The 25,678-nt window shown below is 55.2% G+C and carries 18 protein-coding genes and 1 tRNA gene; 11 read left to right on the forward strand and 8 right to left on the reverse strand.

All coding sequences use genetic code 11. From position 1 onward, the window contains the following. Positions 1-418: 418 nt before the first annotated feature. On the reverse strand, positions 419-1,804 hold the full coding sequence (locus RBB62_RS14785) for a DNA recombination protein RmuC (RefSeq protein WP_309399757.1): 1,386 nt from the start codon (positions 1,802-1,804) through the stop codon (positions 419-421). 64 nt (positions 1,805-1,868) lie between these two features. On the opposite strand from RBB62_RS14785, the gene RBB62_RS14790 reads away from it, so the two are divergent. The 6 genes from RBB62_RS14790 to RBB62_RS14815 all read left to right on the forward strand — a co-directional run bounded on the left by RBB62_RS14790 (position 1,869) and on the right by RBB62_RS14815 (position 7,194). After that, complete coding sequence (locus tag RBB62_RS14790; protein WP_309399758.1) at positions 1,869-2,840, forward strand: sugar ABC transporter substrate-binding protein; 972 nt, start codon at positions 1,869-1,871, stop codon at positions 2,838-2,840. Between the two features lie 427 nt (positions 2,841-3,267). Then, complete coding sequence (locus RBB62_RS14795; protein WP_309399760.1) at positions 3,268-4,008, forward strand: MotA/TolQ/ExbB proton channel family protein; 741 nt, start codon at positions 3,268-3,270, stop codon at positions 4,006-4,008. Then, the gene (locus RBB62_RS14800) at positions 4,009-4,557 is read left to right on the forward strand and encodes an ExbD/TolR family protein (protein WP_309399761.1); all 549 of its coding nucleotides are present in this window, start codon (positions 4,009-4,011) and stop codon (positions 4,555-4,557) included. Continuing rightward, the gene (locus RBB62_RS14805; RefSeq protein WP_309399762.1) at positions 4,557-4,979 is read left to right on the forward strand and encodes an ExbD/TolR family protein; all 423 of its coding nucleotides are present in this window, start codon (positions 4,557-4,559) and stop codon (positions 4,977-4,979) included. Before RBB62_RS14800 ends, RBB62_RS14805 begins: the two co-directional genes overlap by 1 nt. Next, a complete protein-coding gene (locus RBB62_RS14810) occupies positions 4,979-6,991 on the forward strand; it encodes a hypothetical protein (protein ID WP_309399763.1) in 2,013 nt (670 codons plus the stop codon). The genes RBB62_RS14805 and RBB62_RS14810 overlap by 1 nt, the downstream gene beginning before the upstream one ends. Before the next feature lie 118 nt (positions 6,992-7,109). Continuing rightward, positions 7,110-7,194 (forward strand) — tRNA-Leu (locus RBB62_RS14815). A 60-nt stretch (positions 7,195-7,254) separates the two neighbouring features. Here RBB62_RS14815 and RBB62_RS14820 read toward each other — a convergent pair. Further along, positions 7,255-9,672, reverse strand: a complete 2,418-nt coding sequence (locus RBB62_RS14820; protein WP_309399765.1) for a monovalent cation:proton antiporter family protein — start codon at positions 9,670-9,672, stop codon at positions 7,255-7,257. A gap of 69 nt (positions 9,673-9,741) precedes the next feature. Beyond that, entirely contained in the window at positions 9,742-10,530 is a 789-nt protein-coding gene (locus RBB62_RS14825; RefSeq protein WP_309399766.1) for an aspartyl/asparaginyl beta-hydroxylase domain-containing protein, read from the reverse strand. 137 nt (positions 10,531-10,667) lie between these two features. Here RBB62_RS14825 and RBB62_RS14830 point away from each other — a divergent pair, with 137 nt between their 5' ends. The 3 genes from RBB62_RS14830 to RBB62_RS14840 all read left to right on the forward strand — a co-directional run bounded on the left by RBB62_RS14830 (position 10,668) and on the right by RBB62_RS14840 (position 16,109). Continuing rightward, complete coding sequence (locus RBB62_RS14830; protein ID WP_309399768.1) at positions 10,668-12,221, forward strand: exosortase/archaeosortase family protein; 1,554 nt, start codon at positions 10,668-10,670, stop codon at positions 12,219-12,221. Positions 12,222-12,288: 67 nt separating this feature from the next. Continuing rightward, complete coding sequence (locus RBB62_RS14835) at positions 12,289-12,813, forward strand: hypothetical protein (protein WP_309399770.1); 525 nt, start codon at positions 12,289-12,291, stop codon at positions 12,811-12,813. A 794-nt stretch (positions 12,814-13,607) separates the two neighbouring features. Further along, positions 13,608-16,109, forward strand: a complete 2,502-nt coding sequence (locus tag RBB62_RS14840) for a choice-of-anchor Q domain-containing protein (RefSeq protein WP_309399771.1) — start codon at positions 13,608-13,610, stop codon at positions 16,107-16,109. A gap of 227 nt (positions 16,110-16,336) precedes the next feature. On the opposite strand, the gene RBB62_RS14845 is transcribed toward RBB62_RS14840, so the two are convergent. Continuing rightward, positions 16,337-17,338, reverse strand: a complete 1,002-nt coding sequence (locus RBB62_RS14845; protein ID WP_309399772.1) for an NAD(P)H-dependent glycerol-3-phosphate dehydrogenase — start codon at positions 17,336-17,338, stop codon at positions 16,337-16,339. Between the two features lie 510 nt (positions 17,339-17,848). Between RBB62_RS14845 and RBB62_RS14850 the strand changes: the two genes are divergently transcribed. Further along, positions 17,849-19,474, forward strand: a complete 1,626-nt coding sequence (locus tag RBB62_RS14850; protein ID WP_309399773.1) for an FAD-dependent monooxygenase — start codon at positions 17,849-17,851, stop codon at positions 19,472-19,474. A gap of 220 nt (positions 19,475-19,694) precedes the next feature. Here the strand turns inward: RBB62_RS14850 and RBB62_RS14855 are convergent, their stop codons facing one another. The 3 genes from RBB62_RS14855 to RBB62_RS14865 all read right to left on the reverse strand — a co-directional run bounded on the left by RBB62_RS14855 (position 19,695) and on the right by RBB62_RS14865 (position 21,147). After that, complete coding sequence (locus RBB62_RS14855; protein ID WP_309399774.1) at positions 19,695-20,168, reverse strand: tRNA (cytidine(34)-2'-O)-methyltransferase; 474 nt, start codon at positions 20,166-20,168, stop codon at positions 19,695-19,697. A 213-nt stretch (positions 20,169-20,381) separates the two neighbouring features. Beyond that, complete coding sequence (gene smpB, locus RBB62_RS14860; RefSeq protein WP_309399775.1) at positions 20,382-20,855, reverse strand: SsrA-binding protein SmpB; 474 nt, start codon at positions 20,853-20,855, stop codon at positions 20,382-20,384. A 76-nt stretch (positions 20,856-20,931) separates the two neighbouring features. Continuing rightward, positions 20,932-21,147 carry a DNA-directed RNA polymerase subunit omega gene (locus RBB62_RS14865; protein WP_309399776.1) on the reverse strand — a complete coding sequence of 72 codons (216 nt, stop codon included), beginning with the start codon at positions 21,145-21,147 and terminating at the stop codon, positions 20,932-20,934. A gap of 281 nt (positions 21,148-21,428) precedes the next feature. Between RBB62_RS14865 and RBB62_RS14870 the strand changes: the two genes are divergently transcribed. Further along, positions 21,429-23,528, forward strand: coding sequence for an ATP-dependent helicase (locus RBB62_RS14870; RefSeq protein WP_309399777.1), 2,100 nt, complete (start codon positions 21,429-21,431; stop codon positions 23,526-23,528). A 6-nt stretch (positions 23,529-23,534) separates the two neighbouring features. Here the strand turns inward: RBB62_RS14870 and RBB62_RS14875 are convergent, their stop codons facing one another. Next, a complete protein-coding gene (locus tag RBB62_RS14875; RefSeq protein WP_309399779.1) occupies positions 23,535-25,604 on the reverse strand; it encodes an ArnT family glycosyltransferase in 2,070 nt (689 codons plus the stop codon). Positions 25,605-25,678: the final 74 nt, after the last annotated feature.

A 25,678-nucleotide genomic window follows, 5' to 3' on the forward strand; every position in this document is an offset into this window, starting at 1 on the left:
AGCAATCGAGGGAGGACTTCAACCAGAAAAAATAACAAACAGCATGCTTGACTCAAAAAACTTCATAGCAGCATTTTTCATTTAACTTGGTGGGTGCGTTCGTGATTGGTGAGGCGAACCTTGCAGAAGAGTTTAAGAAGATAAAAAGGCATTCCCCAAAGGATCGATTCCAACTGACGGGAGTAAACGATGTGATCACATGGAACTTTGGGAGGGAAAGATTGAAAAAACTATGTAGCGCGATGAAACGATATCTATTCCGAATTGGAGGACTCTGTGGTCGATAATCTTGTCGGCATAGCTGTGAAATCGGCTCGCGTAAGCAAAGATAAATTTGATCAAGCGAGTTGTGGTAACTCCGCTTCGCCGCGCTCATCCTAGATGTAACCAAAATAGAATGACAAAGCCCGCCGCGCCCCTACTCTTCCACCTCCGGAGCGGCGTCGAGTTGGATTTTGGCGTCTTCGAGTTCGGGGAGTTCTTTGTCGGAGCTGACTTGTAGGTCCTTGAAGCGACGGGCGGAGACCAGCACGCGGCGCTCGAACGACGACACCGCTTTGTTGTAGGAGCCGGTGGCGGAGTCGAGGCCCTTGCGGATGCCGTCGAAGTGTTTCGCCAAGACCACTATGCGGTCGTAAAGGTCTTTGCCGAGCTCGCTGATTTTCTTGGCTTCGGCGGCGATGGCTTCCTGGCGCCAGCCGTAGGCCACGGCCTTGAGCAGCGCGATGAGCGTGGTGGGCGTCGCGAGGATGACCTTGTTGTCCGAGCCGTATTCGATGAGCGTCGGGTCCTGCTCCAGCGCGGCGGAGAAGAAGGTTTCGCCGGGGAGGAAGAGGACGACGAATTCCGGAGTCTGCTCAAACTGGCTCCAGTAGCGCTTTTCGCCGAGCTTCTTGAGGTGGTCGCGGACCTGACGCGCGTGGTCCTGCATCATGGCCTTTTGCACGGCGGGGTCGTCGGCCTCGAGGGCCTCGAGATAGGCCGCGAGCGGCGCCTTGGCGTCGACGATGACCTGGCGGCTGTTGGGCAGGCGGATGACCATGTCTGGTCGCAGACGGCCTTCCTCGGTGTTGACGTTTTCCTGCTCCTGAAAATCGCAGTAGTTGATCATGCCCGCCATTTCGACGGTGCGGCGCAGCTGCATTTCGCCCCAGCGACCGCGGACCTGCGGCGCGCGCAGCGCCTTGACGAGGTTGGCGGTTTCCGACTGGAGGGACTGCTGCGTGGTCTGCATGTGCTTGAGCTGCTCCTGGAGGCCCTGGTAAGCGCCCTCGCGGGCCTTCTCCATGTCGGTGATGTTTTTCTGGACCTTTTCGAGCGACTCGCTGATCGGCTTGACCATCTGTGTGATGGCTTGCTCCCGCTTTTCGAGTTCGCCCCTGGCACCTTCCTGGTAGCGGCCGAGGGTCTGCGTGGCGGCCTTGATAAAGTCCTGACTGTTGGCGCGTAGGGCGTCAGCGGACAGACCTTTAAACGACTCCAAGAGCTGGCGCTTCACCTCCTCGAAATTCTTCAGTTGAGCATTGATGGCCTTGCGCTCCTGTTCGCGCAGGGTGTCGGATTCGCGGAGCTGAAGGGCGAGGTCGTTGGCGGCCTGGGTGCGCTCGGCGGTTTCTTTTTCCAGCGTGGCGGCGCGGGCGGTGAGTTGGTCGATCTGCTGCTTGGCCAAGGCGAGCTCGGTGGCGGCTTCGGCCTGCGCGGCCTCGCGCACGGCTTTGATTTGACGGTTCAGCACGAACCACGCGACGGCGAAACCGCCGCCCAACCCGACTACGAAAATGACTATGCCCGTTATTGCATCCATAGAGGAACTTATGCCAATCTAACCCGTCCAACCTTTACGTTGCTGGCAACGATAAACCAAGCCAATGTTCAAACGACTCCCCATTTTCGCAGTTTTATTTGCCCTGATTCTGTCCACCGCCGGGCTTCACGCCGCGCGCCCGCGTGAGATTTGGGAACGCTACTCGGTGGCCTACATCGGCGAGCGCAAAGACGACTCCAGCAACGGTCCAATCATCGCCGGCGCACGGGCAGAGGCCGATGTGCTGGAGCATCAATACCACTTGGCGGTGACGATTCTCGACCTGACGCCCGCCGAGCCGAACGACCAAAAAGAATCCCTACGCCAAGCCTATTTGCAAGGCGTGAAAGCGGTGCTGATTCGTCCCGTGGACGCGGCGTCTATACAAGACCAATTGGACACACTACAGAAGCAAGGCATCGGCGTGGTCACACTCGATGGCGATGTGCCGGAGACCATGCGCCTGATGAATGTCCATACCGATGAATCCGCCCTGGCCCAGCTCGCCTTTGACGAAGCCAAAAAACGCCTCCCCCGCCGTGGGCGCCTAGCGATCCTGGCTGGCGACGCGGGCAACCCGATTTCCGCCGAGCGGCTAGCCACGATTACCGCCGCTGCCGAAGCCGACTCCAAGGTGACGATACGCGGCGTTTACCCGTGCCAGGAAGACGTCAGCGACGCATTCAACGTGCTGCGCCAAGTCGAAGCCGCCGACCGCGACGAGACGATCGATGGCTGGATATTCGTCGGCCCCTGGCCACTGAAGTCCGCCGCCACCCTGCCCTGGCGCCCCGGCGAAAAAGTGTGCATATCCATTGAGGCCCTACCACCAAATCTGGCCTACCTCGCGAGCCAGCAAGTCGATGCGCTCATTGCCGAGGAGTACGTGCAGTGGGGCAAAATCGGCATGAACGCCGCCATTCAATTTGTTCAAAAACAGGAAATGCCCGAGATGGACCAAACCACCGGAGGCTCTGTAATTTCCGGGCAAAACCTCGACCAAGTCAGTCAGGATTGGGCAGATTGGCTTCTGTGATCAATTAAAGAATCGCGAATACCTCAGCCTTACAGTCCCGATTCGCCTGCGCGCAACATTCTCCGGCACGCCGAATGCCACGGCTCCATCGATGGCGTCATCTACACGACTTATGGCGACAGCGACCTGACCGCGCAACTGGGCAACCTAACTGGTCCCCCCCGGTTCTCGCTATAGGCCTCCCTGCCCTCGAAGGCTTGGATGACACACCGAGATCGGACTGCGGATACCGCACCTTCCGCAATATCATATCAGAATCTGGCAGCTATGCACCTGGAACGGATTTATTTGGTTGGGTATTCAAGAAGAATAGCTGAAAGGTGATAGATAGGAACAGGCTAGAAGTTTTATGCAATAAGATGCACAAAAAGTTTCGGTCTGCTCTTGCATTCACCCATAGGGAGCCCAATGGTTCCTCCATAACAACATGAAGCGAATATTCCCCCTCATCATTTCGTTACTGCTTGCCTGCCAGGCTATTGCCCAAGATACCGCCCCGATTGTGCCCGAAACGGATGCAACCGGCACGATTGACTGGGTGGCAGAAGTACTTAAAGGCGGTGCCACTTCGGTTGTGCTCTTGGTTGTCGGCTTCGTCGGTATTATCTTTTTCATTGAGCGCCTGTTGGTCGTGCGGGCGGGCAACTTCCTCCCCGGTAAGCTGGAGAAGGACATTAAAAAGTATGCATTCCAGTCCGACTTCGAGGCTATCCAGCGCGTCTGTCATAAGAACAAGAGCGTCTTGGGAGACATCGGCAAATACGTGGCCACGCACACGCACATCCCATTTGAGATTCTGTCCTTTGGCGTCACCGATATGATCGGGCGCACGGTTTCACGTCAGCACCAGCGCACTTATCCGTTGGCCGTGGTCGCAACGATTTCCCCGTTGCTCGGCCTGCTCGGCACGATTATCGGCATGATTGAGTCGTTCCAAAAAGTTGCGCTCATGGGCGACACTGGCGATGCCTCCGTGCTGGCAGACTCTATTGGCAAAGCACTTATCACAACGGCGCTTGGTCTGATGATCGCCATCCCTGCGCTGGCGAGTTATCACTTTTTCAAGTCCCGTGTGAACAGCTACGGCATCCGGCTCGAAGAGCTCGTAGACGTGCTGATGTCGCCTTGGCTCCACCCGGACGAAAAAAGCGCAGAAGAAACCGAATAAATGGCCAAAACGCCCACAGCGTTTACACCCGTCGCGAACGGCCCAGTTTCGCGAGTGGCGACGATTCGCCGACTTCGCAAACGGCGACGCGGCGATTCGGATATCGAGGTGGACCTATCCCCCTTGATCGACTGCGTGTTCCTGCTGCTCATCTTCTTCTTGGTCACCACGATGCTCAAAAAGTTGGAAAAGCAGATCCCTGTCGTGCTGCCTGACTACACCGTGGCCCTGGCACCGGTAGCAGAAAACGAAGTCGTCATTTACGCCATCACCGAAGATGGGGACATCCTCCAGGCAAAAGAAGGCAAACGTACGCTAAGCGGCTTGAGTTATTACCAAATTGAGTCCTTCGAAAACAACCTCAAGGACCTGGCCGCCAACCGCGGAACCGGCGTGGAAATCCGCATCGATGCCGAACGCGAAGTGCCCGTCCAAACGGTGATCGACGCCCTCGACGCCCTCGCCCTGCAGGGCTTTGAAAAAGTCGGGGTGCGCCTGCGCCATCGCGAAAAGGAATTCTTTGAACTCTACCCACCCAGCGACAACTAATGCCTCGGAACGTATATGAAGATGATGAAGATGTCGCGCTGAGCATGTCGCCGCTGATTGACTGCGTGTTCCTGCTGCTCATTTTCTTCCTTGTCACCACGATGCTCAAGAAGGACCTACGTGATGTGGAACACCTCAACCTTCCCATTTCCCGCTCGTCTCTGGAAGTGCCACCGGATGAGTCTGTGCTCGCCATTGCGATCGACGCCGAAGGCGGGATCTACCTCGAAGGCGAAGAGACCACCATTGGGCAATTGCTGGAAGAACTGAAGGTTATCGAGCAAGACGATCCCGAGCGCCGCATTCGCCTGGACACCGACGAAAGCACGCCCTTTTACCGCTTGGTCGAAGTCCTTGACGCACTGAGCTTCCGCAATCTGCGCAACGTCGGTGTGCGCACTTACCACGAAAAATTCGACTAATGGCCGCCAATCCACTCACCAGTCATAAGCCGTTAGTCATTGCTCTCGTGCTTTCCTTGATACTTGTTGGCGGCTTTGCCACTGCGTTGATTCTCGATGAAGACCTCCGACGTTACACCATTGCGCAAATAGAGGAGATCACCAACGAGGAAGGCGAAAAAGTGAAGCGGGTTAAGATCGAAAAGCCTGAGCCAAACGAAAAACAAGTGCGGGAAATTTCCCGCAATCAAGAGCGCAAAAAACGTGAGGAACTAAAGGAAAAAGCCAAGGAGCTACGTGAGACCGTTTTCGAGATAGAAGAAGTCGTCGAAGCGCAAAAGAAGCTGAAAGAACTGCCCGAAACGGAATGGGATCGCATTGCCCAACAGGCGCAGGACCTCGCCGAAGCCGCCAAGGAATTCAACGAACACCTACAGGCCATTGACGCTCCGGCCAATCTCGAAACCGCCGAGCCAGAAGCGGAAAGCCTCGAAGAGCTCGTCGAGGAATACGCTGAGTTGATCAACGAAATGAAGGATAGTGCCGTCACCGAAGAGGACGCTAAGAAGGCCTCGCTTGCCGCCCGCAATTTACGCAACAAAGCCAATTCGTTCCAAAGTAAATTCGACCTAGCTACCTCGCAGTCTCCGACCGAAGACAAAGCGGCCGCCACCGAGTTGCGCGATGAATTCCGCGAGCTCGCACAACAAATCAACGAGCACTATAAGGAGATGGCGGAGTTTGAAAAGTCCGACCACATGCTGCAAATCATGCCAGAACCGGAAACCGAGGAGACTGACCTTACTGAACTTCAGTTGGACGATCAACTGGGCGTAGAGCTGACGGCCCCCATCGGGGAAGAAACGCCCCTCGGCAACGAGCTGCTCACCGACGATCAGCTGGAAGAGCTCAACACCGCCGAACTTTATCAAGAAATTCAGAAAATGTCGGAGATGGTCGATGAAGCCTTTGCAGAAGGCAAAGCCACGGAGCTCGCCCAGGAAAAAGGCATGAGTTTGGAACAAGCGCGCGACGAGGTTTACAAGCCGGAGTCTGACAAAGGGCCCGATCTGGGCAATGCACTCAGCCAAAACAATCCATCCACCCGCGAAGAATTTCAGCAATTTAATGAAGCCCTGAAGGATGCCACCAAGGCCGCCGAGCAGATGTCCCGCTCTGCCGCCAACCGTAAGTCCGCCCTCACCGGCGAAAGCGGGAAACAGGGCAATCAGGGCCAAAGTAGCGGGGATTTACAGGCCCAGCTTGCCCAGAAAAACGAGATTCAGGCCAAGATGAATCTGCTTGCCCAAAACGCCGGTCGTGGCCAGGGAAACGTGCAGGATATGCGAGGCCTGATGGCCGAGAATTACTCGCTGAACGGCGGTGGATTAAACGGCGGCGGTCAGCATGAAGGCCAAGCAGCCAGCATGTCTTACCAAACCGACATGAGCCAGAATGCCCTGCCCTCCAAAGTCCGTCTGGATGCAAAGCGCACACTGGCACAGGCCATTCCCGGACGTCGCCTGGACATGAATTCCAAGCGTCAGGGGTGGATATTTCTCGACACATGGTATGTCATTGGCCCCTGGCAACGCCCCAAGCGCAAGGACTCGTTTGCAGTCAAATTCCCGCCAGAAACCCTCATCGATCTCGACGCCACCTATGAAGGCAAAATGAGCCGCTACCGCAAGGAGCGCATGGAGCTAAAGTGGCGTTTCGTGCAGACGGAAAACATCCGTATCAATCCACCGGACGAGATCAACGACGCGGTTTACTACGGCTACACCGAGGTTTTCTGTGAAGCTGCCACCGAGGTCACTGTAGCCGTGGCTAGTGACGACATGGCCAAGCTCTGGATCAATGATCTCGTAGTCTACGAAGACTCTGGGCTCTCGGGCTGGCAAATGGATGAAGGCTTCCGCACTATCCTGCTCAAGCCCGGCTATAACAAGGTGCTCATCCGTCTGGAAAACGGCCCCGTCGTCTGCTTTTTCTCCGTCCTCATGTGCCCAACGGAAGCACTCAGAAACTGAGCTAGTCAGGCTTTCACCGACACCCACCAGCAAATACTGAAAAACACGGATACAAACTCTTTGAAATGTAGGCTTTACAAGGCTACGTTCCACCGCCATTTTCCTTACCTTTCCGAGAGCCCAGGTGGCGGAATTGGCAGACGCGGCGGACTCAAAATCCGCTTCCGAAAGGAGTATCGGTTCGACCCCGATCCTGGGTACCATCCTCAAAAAGCCCACATCGAAACTACGGTGTGGGCTTTTTGTGTCCTGATAGAGCTGAATTACTTCGAAGAAGTAGTTGGCGGCTCGGGACCTTCTTTGTCGAAATACTTTTCAGGGCATTCAGTTGAGGTCTCATCTTCGGCCTGATCGGAAGTGTCCAAAGAACCTTCGTCCTCCAAATGATAAGCGGCAATAAACGCCTCTACCGCGTCACTGCGCCCTGCCACCAAGAGAACATCACGCAGTTGAATCAGCTCCGAAGCTGGCGGCGAAACAATACGTTTCTTGCCGCGCTGAATCCCCAATACTGTGACCTGATATTCTTTGCGCAAACTCGCACTAGCCAAGGTCCGGCCAACCAAATCCGACTCCCCGCCCATGTATGCTTTTTCAATCAAAAACGCCTGGCCATCGACCTGCTCTGCATCGACCTTGCGCTTATTTTCCAGCATACGGACGGCGGCGTTCACCTGCTCTTGCTCTCCATAAAGAATCAGCTGGTCACCTGGAAAAAGCGGCATATTCGGCGAGGGATCAAAGCGCGTCATCCCACCGCGAGAAATAGCAATCACTTGCGCGCCGGTTTCGGAACGTAACTTGAGCTGCAACAACTCACGGCCACAGGCAATAGACTCAGCTGGCAGCTCATATTCCTGAATTTGCGCCTTCCACGGATTACGACCGGTGATTTCCTTGAGCGCCGTTTCACGGGCCTGCTCATCACTCTCACGCGAGTGTTGCTGGAAGCTTTGGTAGAACAGGAATTCGATGCGGCTATTAATCTGGTTGATCGAACGCCAAAACAACACCAACGCCACCCCACATAAAACGAGGAATATCACCAGCGTTATTCCAGACGGAAAAAAGTAAGACGCAGCCGATAGATAAAGGCCGCCAAAGAGTAATAAAACCGCACAGAGCAACAGCGTATGGAAGAGGTTTTTCATGCCCCCAAGCAGCGTTTGGCGGTCGCGTGACTCGCCGATAACCGCATCAGTCACGAGCAGGACCAGCGCATCTAGGTTACGCAAAATAGCGGTCAAAAAAGGGAGGCAAAGGCCGGCAGCCACGATCCAAACTCCCGCTTGAGTCAGGTCTTCGTAGCCTCGTATCTTGTCCCAGTTTTCTAACAGGTGTGAGGCCAGGTAAGCGCTGGCGATAATCGAATTAAGCACCAGAAAATAAAAGACAACTTGCAGCAACGGGCGACGCGCCAAACGGGCAAATGCACTGCGCCCGATGTAGCGCCCTACGGCATCGAGCATGCTTGCGTAAATTCGGGTGGCGCGTTTGAGGACGTCCGGGCAACGGTCAGCCAAAGTCTGAAATAGCTGATCGGGCTTGGCGTTGACGGCGGGCATGATCAGGTAAGTAACGATAGCCAGGCCGACAGTCATGCTCGTCAGACCATCGCCCGTAATGCCCTGCGCGTAGCCCATCGCCGCCAGAATGAAGCCAAATTCCCCTACGCTGGCCTTGGGCAGCGAGGCGCGAAAACCGATCTCCGGCGAAGCGCCACCCAAGAAAAAGCCCAGCCAGCATGCAGCTAATTTACCCACCACGACCAGTAGTGCGATGCCCAGCACGGCAAAGAGGTTGTCCCAAATCCATCCCGGGTTGATCAGCATGCCGATTGCCACGAAAAACACTGCACAGAACAGGTCGCGCAGCGGCTCGGTCACGCGCTCGATTTCTTTCGAAAGATGGCTTTGCGCCAGAATTGCGCCAGCAAGGAACGCCCCTAGCGCCACGGACAATTGCAGCACGCTGGCCAGCCAACCAACGCCCAGTACGAGCGCCACGGAAACCAATGTAATCAGCTCCACGCTACCCGCCCGCTTCAGGAATGCCGTCAATTTTGCGGCAGCCATTCGGCCAAAGAAATACACTGCGACCACGAAGATCGCCACGCCCAGAATCACGTAAGGGGCCTGGGCAAAATCAATGTGACCCGAGGCCGACACGCCGCCGAGGATCACCAACAAAAGCACCGCCACGATGTCTTCAAACACCAGCAGGCCGACCGCGAGCTGCGCCTCCACACTGTTGAGCCGTCCCTTGTCACGCAAGATGCGGATGCACACCATCGACGCCGAGTTCGTCAGCACCGCGCCCAGAAAGACGCCTTCCATCGGCGTGTAGCCCACAAACGGCGCACACAGCATCCCAATAAAGAACGCGAGTGCCGTCTGCAAAGACACGGCCAACAACGCCGGCCAAAACACCCGTTGCACACGGCTCAGGTCAAAGCCGAGGCCAATAGTAAACATCAGGAATACCACGCCCAGCTCACTGAGCTGCTGAATAATCGAGGCGTCGCGCAGGTTGGGCAGCTCGGGCAAATGCGGGCCGATCAACAAACCGGCTAGCAGGTAGCCAAGGATCACTGGCAGCCGCAGCAACTGAAAAACAACGGTTACGGCGGCAGCAACGCCGACGACCAGAGTCAGATCGCGCAATATAGTAGCTTCTTCCACTAAGCTAAAAGATGGCGGCTCACCTGCCGCCAATCAATGAAGAATTCACGTTGCCGTCACAACCGAAGGTTACTTTCCGGCGCCCACTTCTTCCGGCTTAGCTTGCTTTTGCTTTGCGTAAAATTTCTTCTCCCATTCCTTCTGGTTTTTGTTGGCTTCCTTAAGGTACGGAGTGTGTTTAGCGAGGTTGATCACGGTTGAGTTCAGCCAGTTTCCAAAGCCGGTCATCGGGCGCTGAAAGTCGATGAAGAGCACGACGCGGATACCGTCCGTATCGTTCCAGACCTCGTGGTCAAAGCAGTCGTCGAAGATGACGCCCTTGCCCTGAGACCACGAATAGTACTGCTGGTCGACGCGGATCTTGCAGTTCTCACGCGGCTCGGGGCAGATCAGGCCGAGGTGGTAGCGGAGCACGCCGTTGTAGGGCCCACGGTGCGCGGGAATGTGCTTTTGTGGCGATAAAATGGAGAACATGGCCGTCTTCATGCCGGGGATTTTTTCCAGAGCTTTGACGGTGTTCGGGCAGCGGCGGCGGTTCTCTTCACACTCGATACCGTAGCCTGCCAGGAAGAAGGTTTTCCAGTTGTTGTCGGTGGTAATCGTCTCCACCTCTTTGGTGATTTCGTGGAAGCTCGGCAGCGAAGCATGGTCTTTCATCACTTCGTCCAGCTCGGCGCGAATCAGCTCCCAATCCTGTTCAAACTCTGCTGCCCAGGGAAAATCAGCATTGTCATAAATAGGCGGATTGCCGTGAATCGAATACTTAATATTTTGCTTTTCAACCCAGCTGATCAGGGCGTCAAAAACCTTGTCAAAAGTGCTGCGGTTCTGCTTGAGAGGAGCTTTCTTTGGATCCATTGTGAGTAAATAGCCGCCGTTAGAGAATTATAAAGTCCGTGATAATAAAGGCATGTAGCGCAATAATTTCCACATCTTTTTTGAAATCCAGTCACAATTAAGTAACGCTGTGCATCAGAATCACTTCTAATAAAGCCATGAATGCAAGCCCACGACCTCCCCTACAAGGCTGGATCAACCTGGCGGCGCCAGGCTTGATGTGGGTATTGTTGTGGTCTGAGCTGTCGTCGGAATGGATGCTCAATGACCAATATGGCTACGGGCTCTTTGTGCCATTTCTCGGCGCGTATCTGCTCTTTCGTCGGTGGGGAGATAGGCCCGAGCCAACTTCCCAGGGGGGGGGCACCGGCATCCTGTGGGCCATGTTGCTCGTGATGACCACCCTGCTCTTTCCGTTCCGTATTATTTTCGACGCCAATGCTGATTGGCGCTTCCTAACGTGGGTGCAGGGCCTGCTAACCTTTGGCGTGAGCCTTGCCTGCTTGAACTACTGGGGGGGGCGCCCATGGATGAAGCATTTTGCCCCGGCCATGTTTTTCTGGCTCTTCGCCAATCCCTGGGTGGTTTCAATTGAGAAGCCCATCGTAACAGGTCTCATGACCATGGTTGCCAGTTGGGTAGTCGAATCCGCCAACCTGCTGGGAGTCTATGCAGAGCGTAGCGGGAATATTATCAAGCTCAGCCGCGGACTCGTCAGTGTGGAAGAAGCTTGTAGCGGCGTGCGCTCGCTACAATCGACGCTGATGGCGGGGTACTTCCTGGGTGAGTTGCTGCGTTTTCGTTGGCGTGTGCGGATCGGTCTCATTGCGTCAGCCTGCCTCCTGGCAGTGTTTTTCAACTACGTTCGTACGATCACTTTGACTATAGTCACCGCCCGTGAAGGCAGAGAAGTCATGCAGGAGTGGCATGACCCTGCGGGCTACATGGTTTTTATCATGAGCCTCTTTGGGCTACTGATGCTGACCGCCCTAGCGCAGAAATTTCGCTCAGACCCTGCGGGTCCCGTTGACGGCGCACCCCTACCCGATGACTTCACCCCGCGCCTACTGCCGATCACGCCCCTGCTTGCTCTCATGGCTGCAATGTTAGCCACGGTCCCTGCTGTCTGGGGGTGGTATGCATGGCGAACCAAGCCAGTTCCCTTGGCTGGCTGGAACTTTAATTGGGATGCGATGCCTAGCACAGTGGAATTCCAAACTGTCAATCCGCGCATCAAGGAGGTCCTCCACTACAATGAAGGCGCATTCGCCAAATGGAATGGCCCAGGAAAAATGACATGGATGGCCTATTTTTTGCGTTGGGACAGCGCCCGGGCCGCCCAGCTAGGGGGAATACACCGCCCCGAAGCCTGTCTGCCAGCCAGTGGCTTTCAGATGGTTAGACGCGATGAAGATATCCACTGGCAGGGGCCAGACGGTTTACAGCTCATTTTTAACTCCTATCTCTTCAAAGACGGCGAAGAAGAGATGTATGTGTTTTACTGTCAGTGGGATAAAACGAACTTTCCCTACCATCAAAAAACCGGTCGTTTCAAAATGGACCGCTTTCAGGACTCATGGCGGGGAGAGCGCAAAGACGGGAAGATCAAATTAGAGCTATTCGTCTATGACGCCCGTACCCGGACCGAAGCTGTCACTGCACTGCGGGAGATTTTAGACCAAGTGATCGAGCCTGAAATCAACCAGAGCTAGCAAACACTTGGTAGTGCAGCTTATGCAGATGCGCTCTGATCAGATTGCATTTTAATAGCACCATACAATGCCTTGGCATGCTTTTAGCTTGGAATTGACCGTGTCTGCGATTGACAAAGTTGAGCGTCGCGTGCGCTGCCTGTTTGACTTATCCCACGTAATTGGCGTCTTCGTCATGGATGTGGAGGGTGACACCTTCGCTAGCATGACGTATCCTGGCCTCAACGAGGCTGAGAATGCCGGCAAATACGTCCTGAAATACTATCAAGACAATCGGAACAGCATTGGTTCCGACCAGCTTAAATCCCATGACCGTGGCAGCCTCACGATCCACATGATTCGTGGCCGCGAAGGCGCAGTGGCAGTAGCCGCTCAAAAGCAAGCGAACTTGCCTGGCATACGTATACTGGCCAAAAAACTCGCCAGTGAATTGACGCTAGCCGTCATGCAAGCCTTGACTGAAGTCGCAGAAGTCGACCAAGAGCGAGTACCCCAGCGGGAGAATCCCAAAAGCAAAGCGCCTGCACAGGATCCGACCCTAAGGCCAAATCCTTTGGCGAAGCCCGAAACCGAAGAAGCGGTGAAAAAATAAGGTCCAGGGTGCCACATCCGTAAACATGTGCTGCGTTAGTAACGTCGTTTTTAACCCGAATTGCCTGGCATAGTTTGGCTGTAGCTGGCGCAGTGCAATCAAGCCCGTTGCGGACTTTACACACAAGCAATTAAACCGGTCTACCCACGCAGCAACGTCTGTGAAGTTGCGGAGGTTGCATCGGCCCAGCTCCAGGCGCAATCGCACAACCCGAGAGCAACGACTAAACTGAGGTATCAATCGGGCGCTAAGGCTCCGCCGCCGGTACGCAAGCCCGGCCAATTGTGAGGAAAGAACTCATAGTAGGATGATGGTTGAAGTTCAACGGGGAGGCATTCCCCATGATCTAATTTACATTATGCATACAGTGAAACCATGAGCAAGCTTTTTAGGTGAATTTTTTAGCATTTGTTTATTCTTTCTTCATCCCACGCAACAGTGCCGACCAGCCTGCTTTTTCACTTCTGCCTGGTCAATGTGGCAAGCCTGTTTGATCAATGATTAAAATCAATAAATCAGGCTATGATCAGAGTAGAGTTATCTAATTTGCTAATTAATTTCACTGCTCGATCCACACATTAGAGATAACATGAAGTTACCGGGTTGAACAAGTGCTGGACCCGGCAACTTCATGTTATCTCTAGTCAAAATCACGACCCATGCCAAAAACCTAACGCTTTAGAATTGACGAGCAAGATTACTACGTTTAATCATCGCTGCCGTCGTATCCAAACCTCTCTGCTTCGAATCCTTGCGACACCCATGAAAATTCGGAGCACAACCCATACTCTCACATGCATTCATCCCGACTCCCCCACTTGGGCCGGACAGCGTTTACCCGCATACCGCCGATAGTCTCCCTGACTTCACTGGCGTTCGCCGGTTTCCTCTCCGCCACGACCGCATCTGCCGACACCTCCATCACGCTAACCGCAAACGCGAGCGACAACAACATCAGCATCAATGGATCGGCCGGTGATTGGTATCTCTACCCAACTTGCCGCATCGGCCGCCGCAGTAACAACGGCTACAGCTACGACTACGTCATCCCGTTCCAACTGCCTGATCTACATGACGACATCGTGAAAAGCGCCGAGCTGACCATAGACTTTGCGGGGGGCTCCTACGGCGCGGCGGGCCTCGGCAATCTCGACCTCTACGGCATCCAACTCTACAGCACATCCAGCGGCGTGAGCAACGCCAGCTACTACGCCGGGGCCGATAACCCGCTGAACCCCGACGCCATGCTCCTGCAGGATGATTTCGTGGTGACTGCGGATCTCGTCAGCGCTGGCTACGGCCCGGTGACTTCAGTGGATATTGGCGACTTTGTGCAATCCATGTATGATGGCGGTGCCCAGCCCGGAGACTACATTTTCCTCACAGTCTCTATCGATGCAATTCCCGGCTCGGACTACCGCTACCTTACCGCCAACACCGCCAATGGCTCCCTCAAACCGACGCTGGACCTAGTCGTGGGGCCAGACCTGATCAGCGAAGGCGTGATCGCCAATGGTGATGACGGACTGCTGAACGCCAACGGCTACCAGCCCTACAATGGCGGTGGCGACGAGCGTCTTGGCCGCTTCAACACCGATGGCAATCTCTACTGCTTCATCATGCCCTTCCAGTTGCCCGCTCTCGTCCCAGGCACGCTGACCGAGGCAACGCTCTCAGTAAACTTTGAAAGTGGTTCCTACAACGCCGCAAATCTGGGCGACGTCGACCTCTATGGCATCGAAACGATCAGCAACAGCAGCGATACGGCCAAGGCGGAATACTACGTCTATGGCCCTGCGCCGACCAATCCCGACGCCGTGCTCCTGCAGGACAATCTAGCCGACACTTCCGATCTCGTGGCCAATGGCTATGGCTCGGTAACCAGCGTCGACATCAAGTCCTTCATCGAAGCCCGCTACGCCGAGGGCGCACAGCCCGGCGACATCGTCTTCCTCGTGCTCACGCTGGATGCGTATCCGAGCGCCAACTACCGCTACCTAACGGTAAGCACAGCCAGTGCCAGCGTCGTTGAAAACCGCCCCACGCTAACCATTACCGGCACGCCTTCAGACGTCCCAACCACGCGCTACCTGGATCCAGTCAACGGCCTCGCCAGCAATCCCGGCACCTCCGCCCTGCCTTGGCCTGGGCTCAAAGATTCCCTTGCCGCTGGCAAGCCGATCTACAGCGGCAACATCCTCAAGCTGCGCGACGGTTATCATGGCAGCGTCGACATCAGTGGTAATAAGACTGAGCCAACCATCATCATGCCCGACGATGGCCACTCGCCGACCAACGGCTACATTCACTTCAACAATGCGTCCAACTGGGTCATCGACGGTCTTGAGCTCAGCCATGAGTTCGAAGGCAATATTACCCAGACCGACCTCGTGGATGTCCACAGCACCTCCCACCACATCACCATTAAGAACTGCCTGATCTATTCCAAAGCCGACTCTGCCAACTGGACCATAGCCGACTGGAATGCCTATGCCTGCAAGGGCATCAGCTTCGATGGTGACAACTGCACGGCCGACAACAACACAATCCTCAACACCGGCTTCTCCATCGTAGTAGGCGGCGGCGCGGAATACGCCGTAGTTTCCCGCAACACGATAGACGGCTTCTCAGGTGACGGCATTCGCGGCCTGGCAGACCACGGCCTCTTCGAATACAACCTCATCATGAACGCCAAAGACCTGCAAAACGGCAACCACGACGACGGCTTTCAGAGCTGGTCGGGCGCGACGGGCAACGACAGCTACGTGGAAGACATCGTGCTTCGCGGCAACGTTATCATTGGCTACACCGAGGACAACAACCTGAAGTCCAGCATGCAGGGCATCGGCTGCTTCGACGGATACTTCAAGGACTGGATCGTGGAGAATAACATCGTCATCACCGATATGTACCACGGCCTCTCGCTCTACGGCGCTATCGACTGCCTGATCATCAACAACACCGTCACCGCCAACCCTGTTATCGGGAAAACCTATCAGCCGTGGCTAGCAGTTTACCCACATAAAAACGGCACATCTTCGAGCGGCACCATCGTCCGCAACAACCTTGTGCGCAGCATCAACAGCGTTACCTATGGCCAAGCCACGGTGGACAACAACGTCGCGGTGGGCAGCAACTACGATGACCACTTCGTCGACTGGGCAAACTTCGATCTGCGCCTGAAATCCACCAGCACGGCCATCAACGCTGGCAGTACCATCAGCGCACCCAGCCATGACTTCGAAGGCGACGCCCGCGACTCCCTGCCCGACATCGGTGCCGACGAGTATCTCTAAGTCAGCTCAGGCTGAACGCACGGATTTCTACGCTCGTTCGATAACCCCCTGAACACAGGCCCCGGTCTTCAATGACCGGGGTTTGTTGCAGTTTAATAAGAAAAAGGTAGGGTGCAGTCTCCAGACAAGCCGCCTGCATACTGCTGGAACGTTTTTCAGGCCATTTGCCCAATGGGCAAATCCATCGGTCCAGCCGGAGGCTGGCTCCGGATGCAACGGCACGTTGCCTAGGATTCGGCTTTGAGGTCGCGGCCCATGAGGTTGGCCACGGCCTTGACCGGCGAACCGCTCTCGTAGCACACACGGTAGATTTCACCAAGAATCGGCGCATCGACGCCTGCCTTTTCTGCGATCTCTTTCACGCATTGAGCGGCCCAGTAGCCCTCGACCACCGTTTTGCGACCGGACATTAAATCGTCGACGCCCTGCCCTTGCGCCAAAGCTTCGCCAAAAGTGCGATTACGGCTCCATTCGCCGTTGCAGGTGGCCACCAAATCGCCGAAGCCACTGAGCCCATAGAAGGTCTCTGGCTTACCGCCAATCGACGCGCCAAGGCGCACAAGCTCGGCCAACGCGCGGGTCAGGTAGGCCGCCTTGGCGTTGTCACCCAGCTTCAGGCCATCGCAAAGGCCCGCGCCAATCGCGTATACATTCTTAAGGCAACCACCGAGCTCCACGCCGCGCAAATCATCGCTGCGATACACGCGCAGGCTTTCACTGCTGACAGCATGCTGTGCCTCGGTCAGCTCAGCTTCATCACCCTCGGCTGCCAGCACGATAGCCGTAGGTTGGCCGGCGGCGACTTCACCTGCAAAGGTCGGGCCCGAGAGCACGGCGGCAGTCAGCTCGGGCAAGAGCTCCTGAACGATTTCCGCGGGCGCTTTGAGTGTCGAGCGTTCGTAGCCTTTGCATAGGGTAATGGCCATCTTGAGCTGGCGCGCACCAGACAAGGCGGGGCGTATCTTTTCGCAAAGCTCGCGCAAGCCAGTCGATGGGCAAGCCAGAATGGCATAATCTGCCTCCATGAGCACGGGTGCGATCTCGTGGCCGATCTGGATACTATGCGGGAGCTCATAACCTGGCAAGTAGTCCTTATTTTCCCTATCCGAAGCAAGCAAGAAGGCTTGCTCCATGCGGCGCGGCACGAGGGTAACGCTTTCTCCCGCCCGATGCAGACTGATGGCCATGGCCGTGCCCCAAGCGCCGGCACCAAGTATCGCAAAATTCATAGTGGCAGCTAAACAAACCTCCCTCAGAGAGTCGCGCTAAATTTTATGAGAGTGTCTAAAAAGTCTAATCGAGTTGGTGAAATCGAATTTTGACCACGAAGACGCCCTCCTACGAAAGTCAATTGAGGTTTTAGAAGTCCTCTATGACAGGTTACATTTTCTTATATTTCGGTAAATTCGAGCAATTTGGTCTAGAACGCGCTCAAATTTAGAATTATATTGCGTTATACAAACGTCTTTCATGAATGGCAAAACACCACGACATAGCCATTGTCGGCGGCGACATCCTCAGAATCGCCTGCGCATACTACCTGCGCAAAGCTGGGCGCTCGGTCTCAGCATGGTGCCCGCGACCAATATGCTCATTGCTGACGAAGCGCCACATATCGCCCAAAAAGTCATATCCACTAAACAGATAAAAAATGCGAATCCCCATTGCCTTCGTTTATAAATACGATAAGCATATTGATTGAATTACGCCCCACCTGTCATTCAGTCTACACTGTTCTCATGCGACCCAAAGTTCTCATCGTCGGTGCCGGCCCAGTCGGCCTCTGCTTGGCTTGTAACTTGAAGCGTTACGATGTGCCTTTCCGCATCATAGAGAAGAAGCCCGAGGCGTCGAGGACATCCAAGGCGCTCGGGGTCCATGCCCGGTCACTAGAGATGCTTGAAGACATGGGACTCGTCGAACAGTTTATCGAAAACGGCCTCAAAGTACACCGAATCAATTTCTACGCTGAGGGAAAGGTGTTGACCCACGTAAACCTAAGCGAAGTCGATAGCCCGTATAACTTCACGCTCGATATTCCACAATGTAATACGGAAGGCATCTTCATTGAGCACCTGGCGAAACAAGGCGTCACCGTGGAACGGTATGTCGAACTTGAAAAACTAACACAAGACGAAGATGGCGTGCACGTAGAGCTCCGCAAGAAGGCAGGGCTTATCGAGAAATCCACTTATGAGTACGTGATCGGCTGTGACGGCGCACACAGCACCGTACGCCATCAGCTCGACCTCAAGTTCGAAGGTGCCGCCTACCCCGAACACTTTGCGCTCGCCGACGTCCACATAGACTGGGGTCTCTCACCCGAAGAGATGCACATGTTCTTTCACGGCGAAGGTTTCGTAATCCTCTTTCCGATGCGCGATAAACGCTACCGAGTGATCGCTACAGTCGAAGGTAAGGACGACGCCAAACTCGACGAAGCCTACATTCAGGACCTGCTTGATCGCCGCACACGGCATCAATGCCACGTGAGTGATGGCGTCTGGTTTTCCAGTTTTCGTATCCATCACCGTATGGTGGATGAATACCGAGTCGGCCGAGTTTTCCTGGCAGGTGACTCCGCGCACATTCACAGCCCCGCTGGCGGCCAGGGCATGAATACCGGTATGCAGGACGCTTACAACCTAGCTTGGAAGCTCGCCTTGAAGCTTCAGGATAAAGGTGACTTACTAGAAAGTTATTCGCCAGAGCGACTGCCCGTTGGCCATGACGTAGTAGAGATGACCGACCGCATGACCAAAGTCGCTACACTCCAAAACTCGTTGGGTGCCGCGATTCGCAATCGCTTGTTGCCAGTAGTAGTGAGCCTCGGCATCGTGCAGCATAAAATGATCGAGACCATTGAGGAAGTCAGTGTTAACTACCGTGGCTCGCAGTGGGTGGACGAGTATTTTGGAAGCAATAAATCCAGCTCCCGCTCACCCTTTTCTCATGGCCCTATGGCCGGTGATCGTGCACCGGACGCCATCATCACCCATAGCACCAGCGGCAAACCTATTCGACTCTTCGACCTGTTTCGTGGCGGCCACTACACGCTTTTGCTGTTCACCAATTCCGATGCCAAGGATGACGATCTGGAACATCTCAACAGCATTGCTGAACAAATCCGTAATCGCATAGGCAACTGGGTCCAGTGCGCATACATAACGGGCCGTAAGGCACCGAAGAAACTGCCCGAAAGGTGCCTCTACCTCGACGCCCGCTCTACCGCTCACAAAAACTACGGGGTCACGCTCGACCAAGCGCTACATCTAATACGCCCAGACGGCTACATCGCCTTCCGCAGTATGCCGCTGAATGTCGATGCTTTAAATGCCTACCTTGATCGTATCCAATTAGGCTAAGCTAGCTGAACTTACCGGTAGCGCGTCAGCTTGCGGTTAGAACCAGCCACCGCTGTCACGAACGACACCATGCTCATCAGTATCTGTCGATGAGCAGCCAGAACCCGCCAGTAAGAGCGTGAGAGCAGTCAGTGCAAGAAGGAAGATTCGCTTGATCATAAGCATTTATCAGCACTCAATGTGCGGAATTCGTCAATTCTGAAATGCGTGACAAGCCGGATCAAATCAAAGAGTTCTGCGGTGCATGCCTGATCTGACGCAAAGCCTCATAGACTACAATGCCAGCAGCCGTGGAAAGATTGAGTGAACGCAGATTTGTCGCGAACTGCGGAATCGTGATCCTGGTGGCATCGAGCTCATCATGCAGCCAGTCTGGCGCTCCATGACCTTCATTACCAAATACGAGGGCGTCGCCAGAGGCAAAATCAGCGTCCCAGATTGTGCGCTCGGCTTTAGTGGTTAGCAGCCAGGCCTTGGGCGGACGGACCTTTGCGCGGAAAGCGCTCCAATCTGCATGATGCTCCACATCGAGATCCTTCCAATAGTCCATACCACTGCGTTTGAGCTGTTTGTCCGTAATGATGAACCCAAGCGGATGAACCAGGTGAAGGCGGCATTCTGTAATGGCGCACATCCGGCCAATATTGCCAGTGTTTTGCGGGATCTCAGGCTGATGCAGGACAACGTGGAGCATGGCGAAGTTCGGAGAATCGGAGGACGGAGGACAGAAGTCGGTGAACTGAGCTTACAAGACCGGAGATCAGCGTTCACCTAAATAAATTGGTATGCAGAAAACGATGAGAAACGCACGGCTTCATAACAACCAGAAATTAAGAATTTCAATGTCCGCTCTCTTCCCTTCTGACCTCAGCTCTGCGACTTCCGACCTCCGACTTCCGACCTCCGTTCACCGGCGCCCAGAAACGTAGCGGTCTGCCTCGCGCATTTGCTGCTTGGCCTTGAGCGTATCTCGCTTGTCGTGAAGTTTCTTGCCCTTACAGAGAGCAACCTCGACCTTGATCAGGGCCTGTTTGAAATACAAACGGGTCGGGATCAACGCTTGGCCACCGGCTTCCATCTCCTTCTTGATGCGCGTGATCTCCTTCTTGTTAAGGAGCAATGTGCGCGGGCGTGTAGGGTTGTGTTTGCCACTGCTGTCAAACTGAAATTCGTCGATGTAGGCGTGGTACAGCTTGGGGACCATATCGCTGTCAATCCGGACAAATGCCTCACTGATCTGCCCCTTGCCAGCGCGAATAGATTTGACCTCGGGCCCCGTCAATTTGATGCCCGCCTCGAACTTGTCGCCCACAAAATAATTGTGGTACGCCTTGGCGTTGCGCACCTCCTTTAAGTGATCGTCTTTCTTTTTCTTAGCCATGAGGATAACAATCAGCAACAAAAACGGATTGGCCCTTATCGAGCCAATCCGCTGGAAATTTGGTGGCTCTGCTTGACTAGAGAGCCGATTCCGAACCGTGGTAAAGTTCGTAGTCGATCTTGCCTTCAATAATTTCGCGCAAAGCGATATCTTCAGGCTCAAGCTTTTCGAGTGACTCGACCAATGGCTTCATCCCATACTTAAGCTGCTTCACCCGGCGGCTTACCAAGTTGATCAGAATGTTGGGATCTTCGACTTTTTTCTGGGCTTCGATTAAGTATTCGTCGCGCATGTAACGGCTTCGGTTGATTGGAAATTTGAGAAAACCGATAAAAATTGCCCTACAAACCAACAAAGACAAGCAAAAACGTGCATTCGTTTTGAGTCGAAATGTCGTTTCAACTGTGGGGCACTTCTTTGATTCCTCTGCACACGCTGCGCGATGCAGTGAGCACCTGTGGCACGATCTCGATGAATCAGCACTCGGCGTTCAAGTTTAGAGAGTAAAAATAACTATTGTATGCCCGGGGAAAATGAATTGATCCGCGGCGCCGCGGTCGCAAAGCTGCCCGGATGGATTTTGCTGGAAATAGCTCGGGGGCCGATCGCGCCTTCGCGCCAATCGACTACGATGCGGAGCTCAACCCGTCGCAACTGGCGGCCGTCAAGGCGCCCGATGGGCCTTGCCTGGTGCTGGCTGGCGCGGGCTCGGGCAAAACGCGCACGCTCACCTACCGCGTCTCCTACCTGCTGGAGCAAGGCGTGTGGCCGCGCGAAATCCTGCTGCTCACCTTTACCAACAAAGCCGCCCGCGAAATGCTCACCCGCGTGGAAGAGCTGACCGGCGTGCCGGGCAAGAAGTTCTGGGGCGGCACGTTTCACTCGATTGGCAGCCGCATTTTGCGCATGCATGGCGAGTCGATTGGCTTGGAGAAAAACTACACCATTCTCGACCAGGGCGACGCCGAGAGTCTCTTCGGCGACACGCTCAAGACGCTCGACCCGAAGTTCACCAAGGACAAGGAAAACCCGAAGCCCAAGGTCGTCCTGGACCTCGTCAGCTACGCGCGCAACACCAACCGCGACGTGGAAGACGTCGCCGCCGAGCGCTACCCGTGGCGCGAAGATCTCCCCGAGCAAGCCCGCAAATTTGCCGACGAATACGAGAAGAAAAAGCGCGCCCAGCAGGTCTGCGATTACGACGACTTGCTCGAAATGTGGCTCAAGCTGTTGAACGAAGACGCCGAAGTCTGCGAGGTGTTGCAAAGCCGCTTCCGCTACATCTTGGTGGACGAGTTTCAGGACACGAACACCGTCCAGGCGGCGATCATCAACAAGATGGCCGAGAAGCACCGCAACGTGATGATCGTGGGCGACAACTGGCAGTGCATTTACACCTGGCGCGGTGCCGAGTTCGGTAACATGGAGGAATTCGCCAAGGTTTACCCGGAACGCGAAATTTATAAGATCGAGACGAACTACCGATCGAGCCCGGAGATCCTCGCCCTGGCCAACGCGCTGATGCTCCACCACCCGCCCATCGACGGTTACCCGCTGGAGCTCAAGGCCGCCAAGCACAGCAACCAGCGCCCGTACGTCGTCCCGGCGATGGACACCCGCCAGCAGGCGTCGTTCATCATCAAGCGCATCGAAGGCCTCCAGATGGAAGGCGTGCCACTCAAGGACATTGCCGTGCTTTACCGCGCGCATTTTCAGGCCATGGATTTACAGATGGAGCTCTCGCGCCAAGGCGTGGGCTACACGATCACCAGCGGCGTGCGTTTCTTCGAGCAAGCGCACATTCGCGACTTCGTGGCGCAGCTATCTTTCGTGACGAATCCCGGCAACGAAACCGCGTTTAAGCGCGTGGCCGGTCTGTTGCCCAAGGTCGGCCCGAAGACCGCTGAGCGCCTGCTCAAGCTCGCGCTCAAAGTCGCCGAGAAAAATAAGGTGCACCTCATCTCAGCGCTGACCGATGAGACCGTGTTGGCCAAGGTGCCCAAGGACGCGGCAGACGACTGGACGGACATGGGCTACACCATGCAGGATATGTTTGAGGCCCTCGGCACTCCCGAGCCCGCCCCCGCCGAGCAGGCGGACGACCCGCAGCGCGACCTGTTTGCCGAAGTGTTGGCCGAAGAAAAAGTCTCCGCCAAGGCCAAAACGCCGGAGGAAATTGTCCGCATCGGCATCGAAGGCTGGTACGGCGACTACCTGCGCACCGTTTATGAAAACTGGCAAACGCGCCGCGACGACCTCGACTCGCTGATCGGCTTTGCCAGCCGCTACGACAACATGACCGAGCTGCTCGCGCAACTCGTCCTCCTCAACTCCGAGACCAGCGACCGCAAGATCGATCCGGACTCCGAGACCGTGCGTTTGTCAACGATTCACCAGGCCAAGGGGCTGGAGTTTCCCTATGTGTTTGTGCTCGGCTGCGCGGATGAATTGTTCCCGCTCAAGCGCGCCATCGAAGAAGGCGACGTGGAGGAAGAACGCCGTCTGTTTTACGTGGCCGTGACCCGCGCCAAGGAGGAGCTTTACCTGTGCTACCCGAAGGTCACCGTGACCGGCGGGCCACCCCGCCTACTCCAGCCGAGCCGCTTCCTGCGCGACGTGCAATCCATTGGCGAAGAGTTCTACGAAGCCTTGCATTTTCAAGGCGGCTGGTAGTGGCAATTAAGGCTTATCGAGTCGCACACGCTGCCCCTTAAGCGCGATCTTTATCTGCTCCTTCCATACCGCATACGGAAAGTCTGCCGCAAAGCCAAAGCTGGGGTCGAGCACTGCGGCATCGAGGTCAGCTTGCGTCAGATGATAAACAAAGATGGTGTCATTGATGCGCGTGACCGGTTGCATCCCCAGTATGTACATACGCAGACTTTCCGCCCGCAGCACCTCGTAGGAATTCATCACATCCATCCAATGTTTTGGATCGTGGTGCATCACATATTGGAACAACGCCTGCGCATTGTTTGATGAAGTGTCTAACTCGCTGATCGCTTGGTGGGCTTTCACATACGCCTTGGCCTGCCTCTCGCTCCAAGGTCGCTCAATATTATAGGATATGCCTTGCAGCATCGTGGCACTGAGCGCGTAGTAGCCGGGCTCCAGTATTCCCAAGTGATAAGACTCGTTGTGGTGCGCCCCCATCGACGTAAGGTAGCGCGCGTCAATGCCCGCATAACGTGGACTCTCGGCACCAAAGTAGCCCAGATAAACTGGCTCTGCATTAGGCTCGGGGTTGTGCTCGGCCAGCCAATCCGCCAACGCGTTCAAGTCCTGCCCCCAGTCCAGCGAGCTATCCACGAGCAGGTTGTAACCGTTCTGTGGTCCGCCCACGGCCACATTAAAAAACGATAAATACCGCGGAAACACCAACGTGCTTTCCAAGGCATACAAGCCCAGCAAAGCACTAATCACGATGCGCCCGAGGCGGCTCTTTCGCCACCAGTAGGCCAGCGATCCCAACAGCACAATGCCACATACGATGACTGGCATCAGGTAGCGCAAACCAATGTTGAACGCGCTGTTGCTGGCAACCAACGAGTAAATCGCGATAAAAAAAATGAGCGGCAAGCCTAGCAATAACTTCGCGGCTAGCGCCTCATCGCCCCAAAGACCGCGTCTCCGGCGCTTGATATAAATTAGATAACAAATGATTGCGGCGCTAGCCAACACGATCAAGGCCACCGGTGACTTTAAAAGCAGCGCGATGGGAAAATAAACCCACCAACCTTTATAAGCATACTCGCCTAGAAGAAAAGCGTGGCGCTGCTCACCGCCTCGCAAAATATGCGCCACGCCGAAGAGGTAGGCCTCCGGCAAAAGCCTTGCTTCACGCAGCGAGCTGACGACTTTCACGGCCCCAGAGCCATCCCCCAGAGCCCAGTCCCAATCCCAATTTCGCTCAGGTGCAGGCAGCTCAGGATTGAAAGCTTCGTAACGAAATCCATAATACGACCACAACACCCCCACGGCCAATACTGCTGCCACGGCCAGCACCGCAAAACGTGCGGCAAAAACGCGCCAAAAGCCGGTCAATTGCCATGATCGTCGCCCCCATCTCACGCTATATTCACGCCAACCTACACTGGTCGCGATCAATGAAACCACCGCTACCGGAGCAAACAAAGCCGCGTGGTTCTTCGAAACCGTCAATGAGCCAACAGCTACGCCGAGCATCAGCACCCGGCCGATGGTTAGCGTTTCCAACAAGCGGCCCAGCCCCCAGAGGCTGAGCAAATACATGGCAGCGCCCATCATGTCCGATGTGACCAACCGCCCATGCGCCAGCATTTCCGGATTGAAGGCAAACACCGTCAGCGCGATAAACCCGCCAGCCACACCAAATAATCGCTTCGCGTAAACATAAATCAGCAGCCCCATTGCAGTCGTCATGAGCAGCATCATCACGCGTCCGCAAAAGAGTATCCACAATGGCTCCGTCTGCATCTGGTAAAGGTAATACTCCTCGGCGTACCAGCCATCTGGCAAGCGCCACGAAGAGGCCTCCAGCGGAAATGCCGGCGTTTCCAAAAAAAGCATCGGCAGGCTCGCCCAGCGCTGGGGCAGGTTACCATTTTGCGGATGCAGTCGGAAGTCCTGCTCTGTCCAGAAGGTGTAGCCGCCGATCAGGTGAATGCCCTCATCATAGGTCTTGGCAGTACTCGGCAGACTATACAAACCTAGCAGGAAATAACTGCCCAACAAGAGCAGCACACCCACAATCTCAGCCTTCCGATTCACGACCTAGAGAGTGCGCAGAGCGCAACGCGGATCAACCTTCAATTATTCCACCGAATTAATCGTAGTTAACGGCA

Origin of the sequence: Cerasicoccus maritimus (assembly GCA_031296935.1) — a bacterium.
GTDB classification, from domain to species: Bacteria; Verrucomicrobiota; Verrucomicrobiia; order Opitutales; family Cerasicoccaceae; genus Cerasicoccus; species Cerasicoccus maritimus.

Excerpts from the sequence above, each read along its gene's own strand:
- RBB62_RS14785 (WP_309399757.1), bottom strand. The coding sequence starts at position 1,804 with ATGGATGCAATAACGGGCATAGTCATTTTCGTAGTCGGGTTGGGCGGC.
- RBB62_RS14790 (WP_309399758.1), top strand. The coding sequence starts at position 1,869 with ATGTTCAAACGACTCCCCATTTTCGCAGTTTTATTTGCCCTGATTCTG.
- RBB62_RS14795 (WP_309399760.1), top strand. The coding sequence starts at position 3,268 with ATGAAGCGAATATTCCCCCTCATCATTTCGTTACTGCTTGCCTGCCAG.
- RBB62_RS14800 (WP_309399761.1), top strand. The coding sequence starts at position 4,009 with ATGGCCAAAACGCCCACAGCGTTTACACCCGTCGCGAACGGCCCAGTT.
- RBB62_RS14805 (WP_309399762.1), top strand. The coding sequence starts at position 4,557 with ATGCCTCGGAACGTATATGAAGATGATGAAGATGTCGCGCTGAGCATG.
- RBB62_RS14810 (WP_309399763.1), top strand. The coding sequence starts at position 4,979 with ATGGCCGCCAATCCACTCACCAGTCATAAGCCGTTAGTCATTGCTCTC.
- RBB62_RS14825 (WP_309399766.1), bottom strand. The coding sequence starts at position 10,530 with ATGGATCCAAAGAAAGCTCCTCTCAAGCAGAACCGCAGCACTTTTGAC.
- RBB62_RS14830 (WP_309399768.1), top strand. The coding sequence starts at position 10,668 with ATGAATGCAAGCCCACGACCTCCCCTACAAGGCTGGATCAACCTGGCG.
- RBB62_RS14835 (WP_309399770.1), top strand. The coding sequence starts at position 12,289 with ATGCCTTGGCATGCTTTTAGCTTGGAATTGACCGTGTCTGCGATTGAC.
- RBB62_RS14840 (WP_309399771.1), top strand. The coding sequence starts at position 13,608 with ATGCATTCATCCCGACTCCCCCACTTGGGCCGGACAGCGTTTACCCGC.
- RBB62_RS14845 (WP_309399772.1), bottom strand. The coding sequence starts at position 17,338 with ATGAATTTTGCGATACTTGGTGCCGGCGCTTGGGGCACGGCCATGGCC.
- RBB62_RS14850 (WP_309399773.1), top strand. The coding sequence starts at position 17,849 with ATGCGACCCAAAGTTCTCATCGTCGGTGCCGGCCCAGTCGGCCTCTGC.
- RBB62_RS14855 (WP_309399774.1), bottom strand. The coding sequence starts at position 20,168 with ATGCTCCACGTTGTCCTGCATCAGCCTGAGATCCCGCAAAACACTGGC.
- smpB (WP_309399775.1), bottom strand. The coding sequence starts at position 20,855 with ATGGCTAAGAAAAAGAAAGACGATCACTTAAAGGAGGTGCGCAACGCC.
- RBB62_RS14865 (WP_309399776.1), bottom strand. The coding sequence starts at position 21,147 with ATGCGCGACGAATACTTAATCGAAGCCCAGAAAAAAGTCGAAGATCCC.
- RBB62_RS14870 (WP_309399777.1), top strand. The coding sequence starts at position 21,429 with ATGGATTTTGCTGGAAATAGCTCGGGGGCCGATCGCGCCTTCGCGCCA.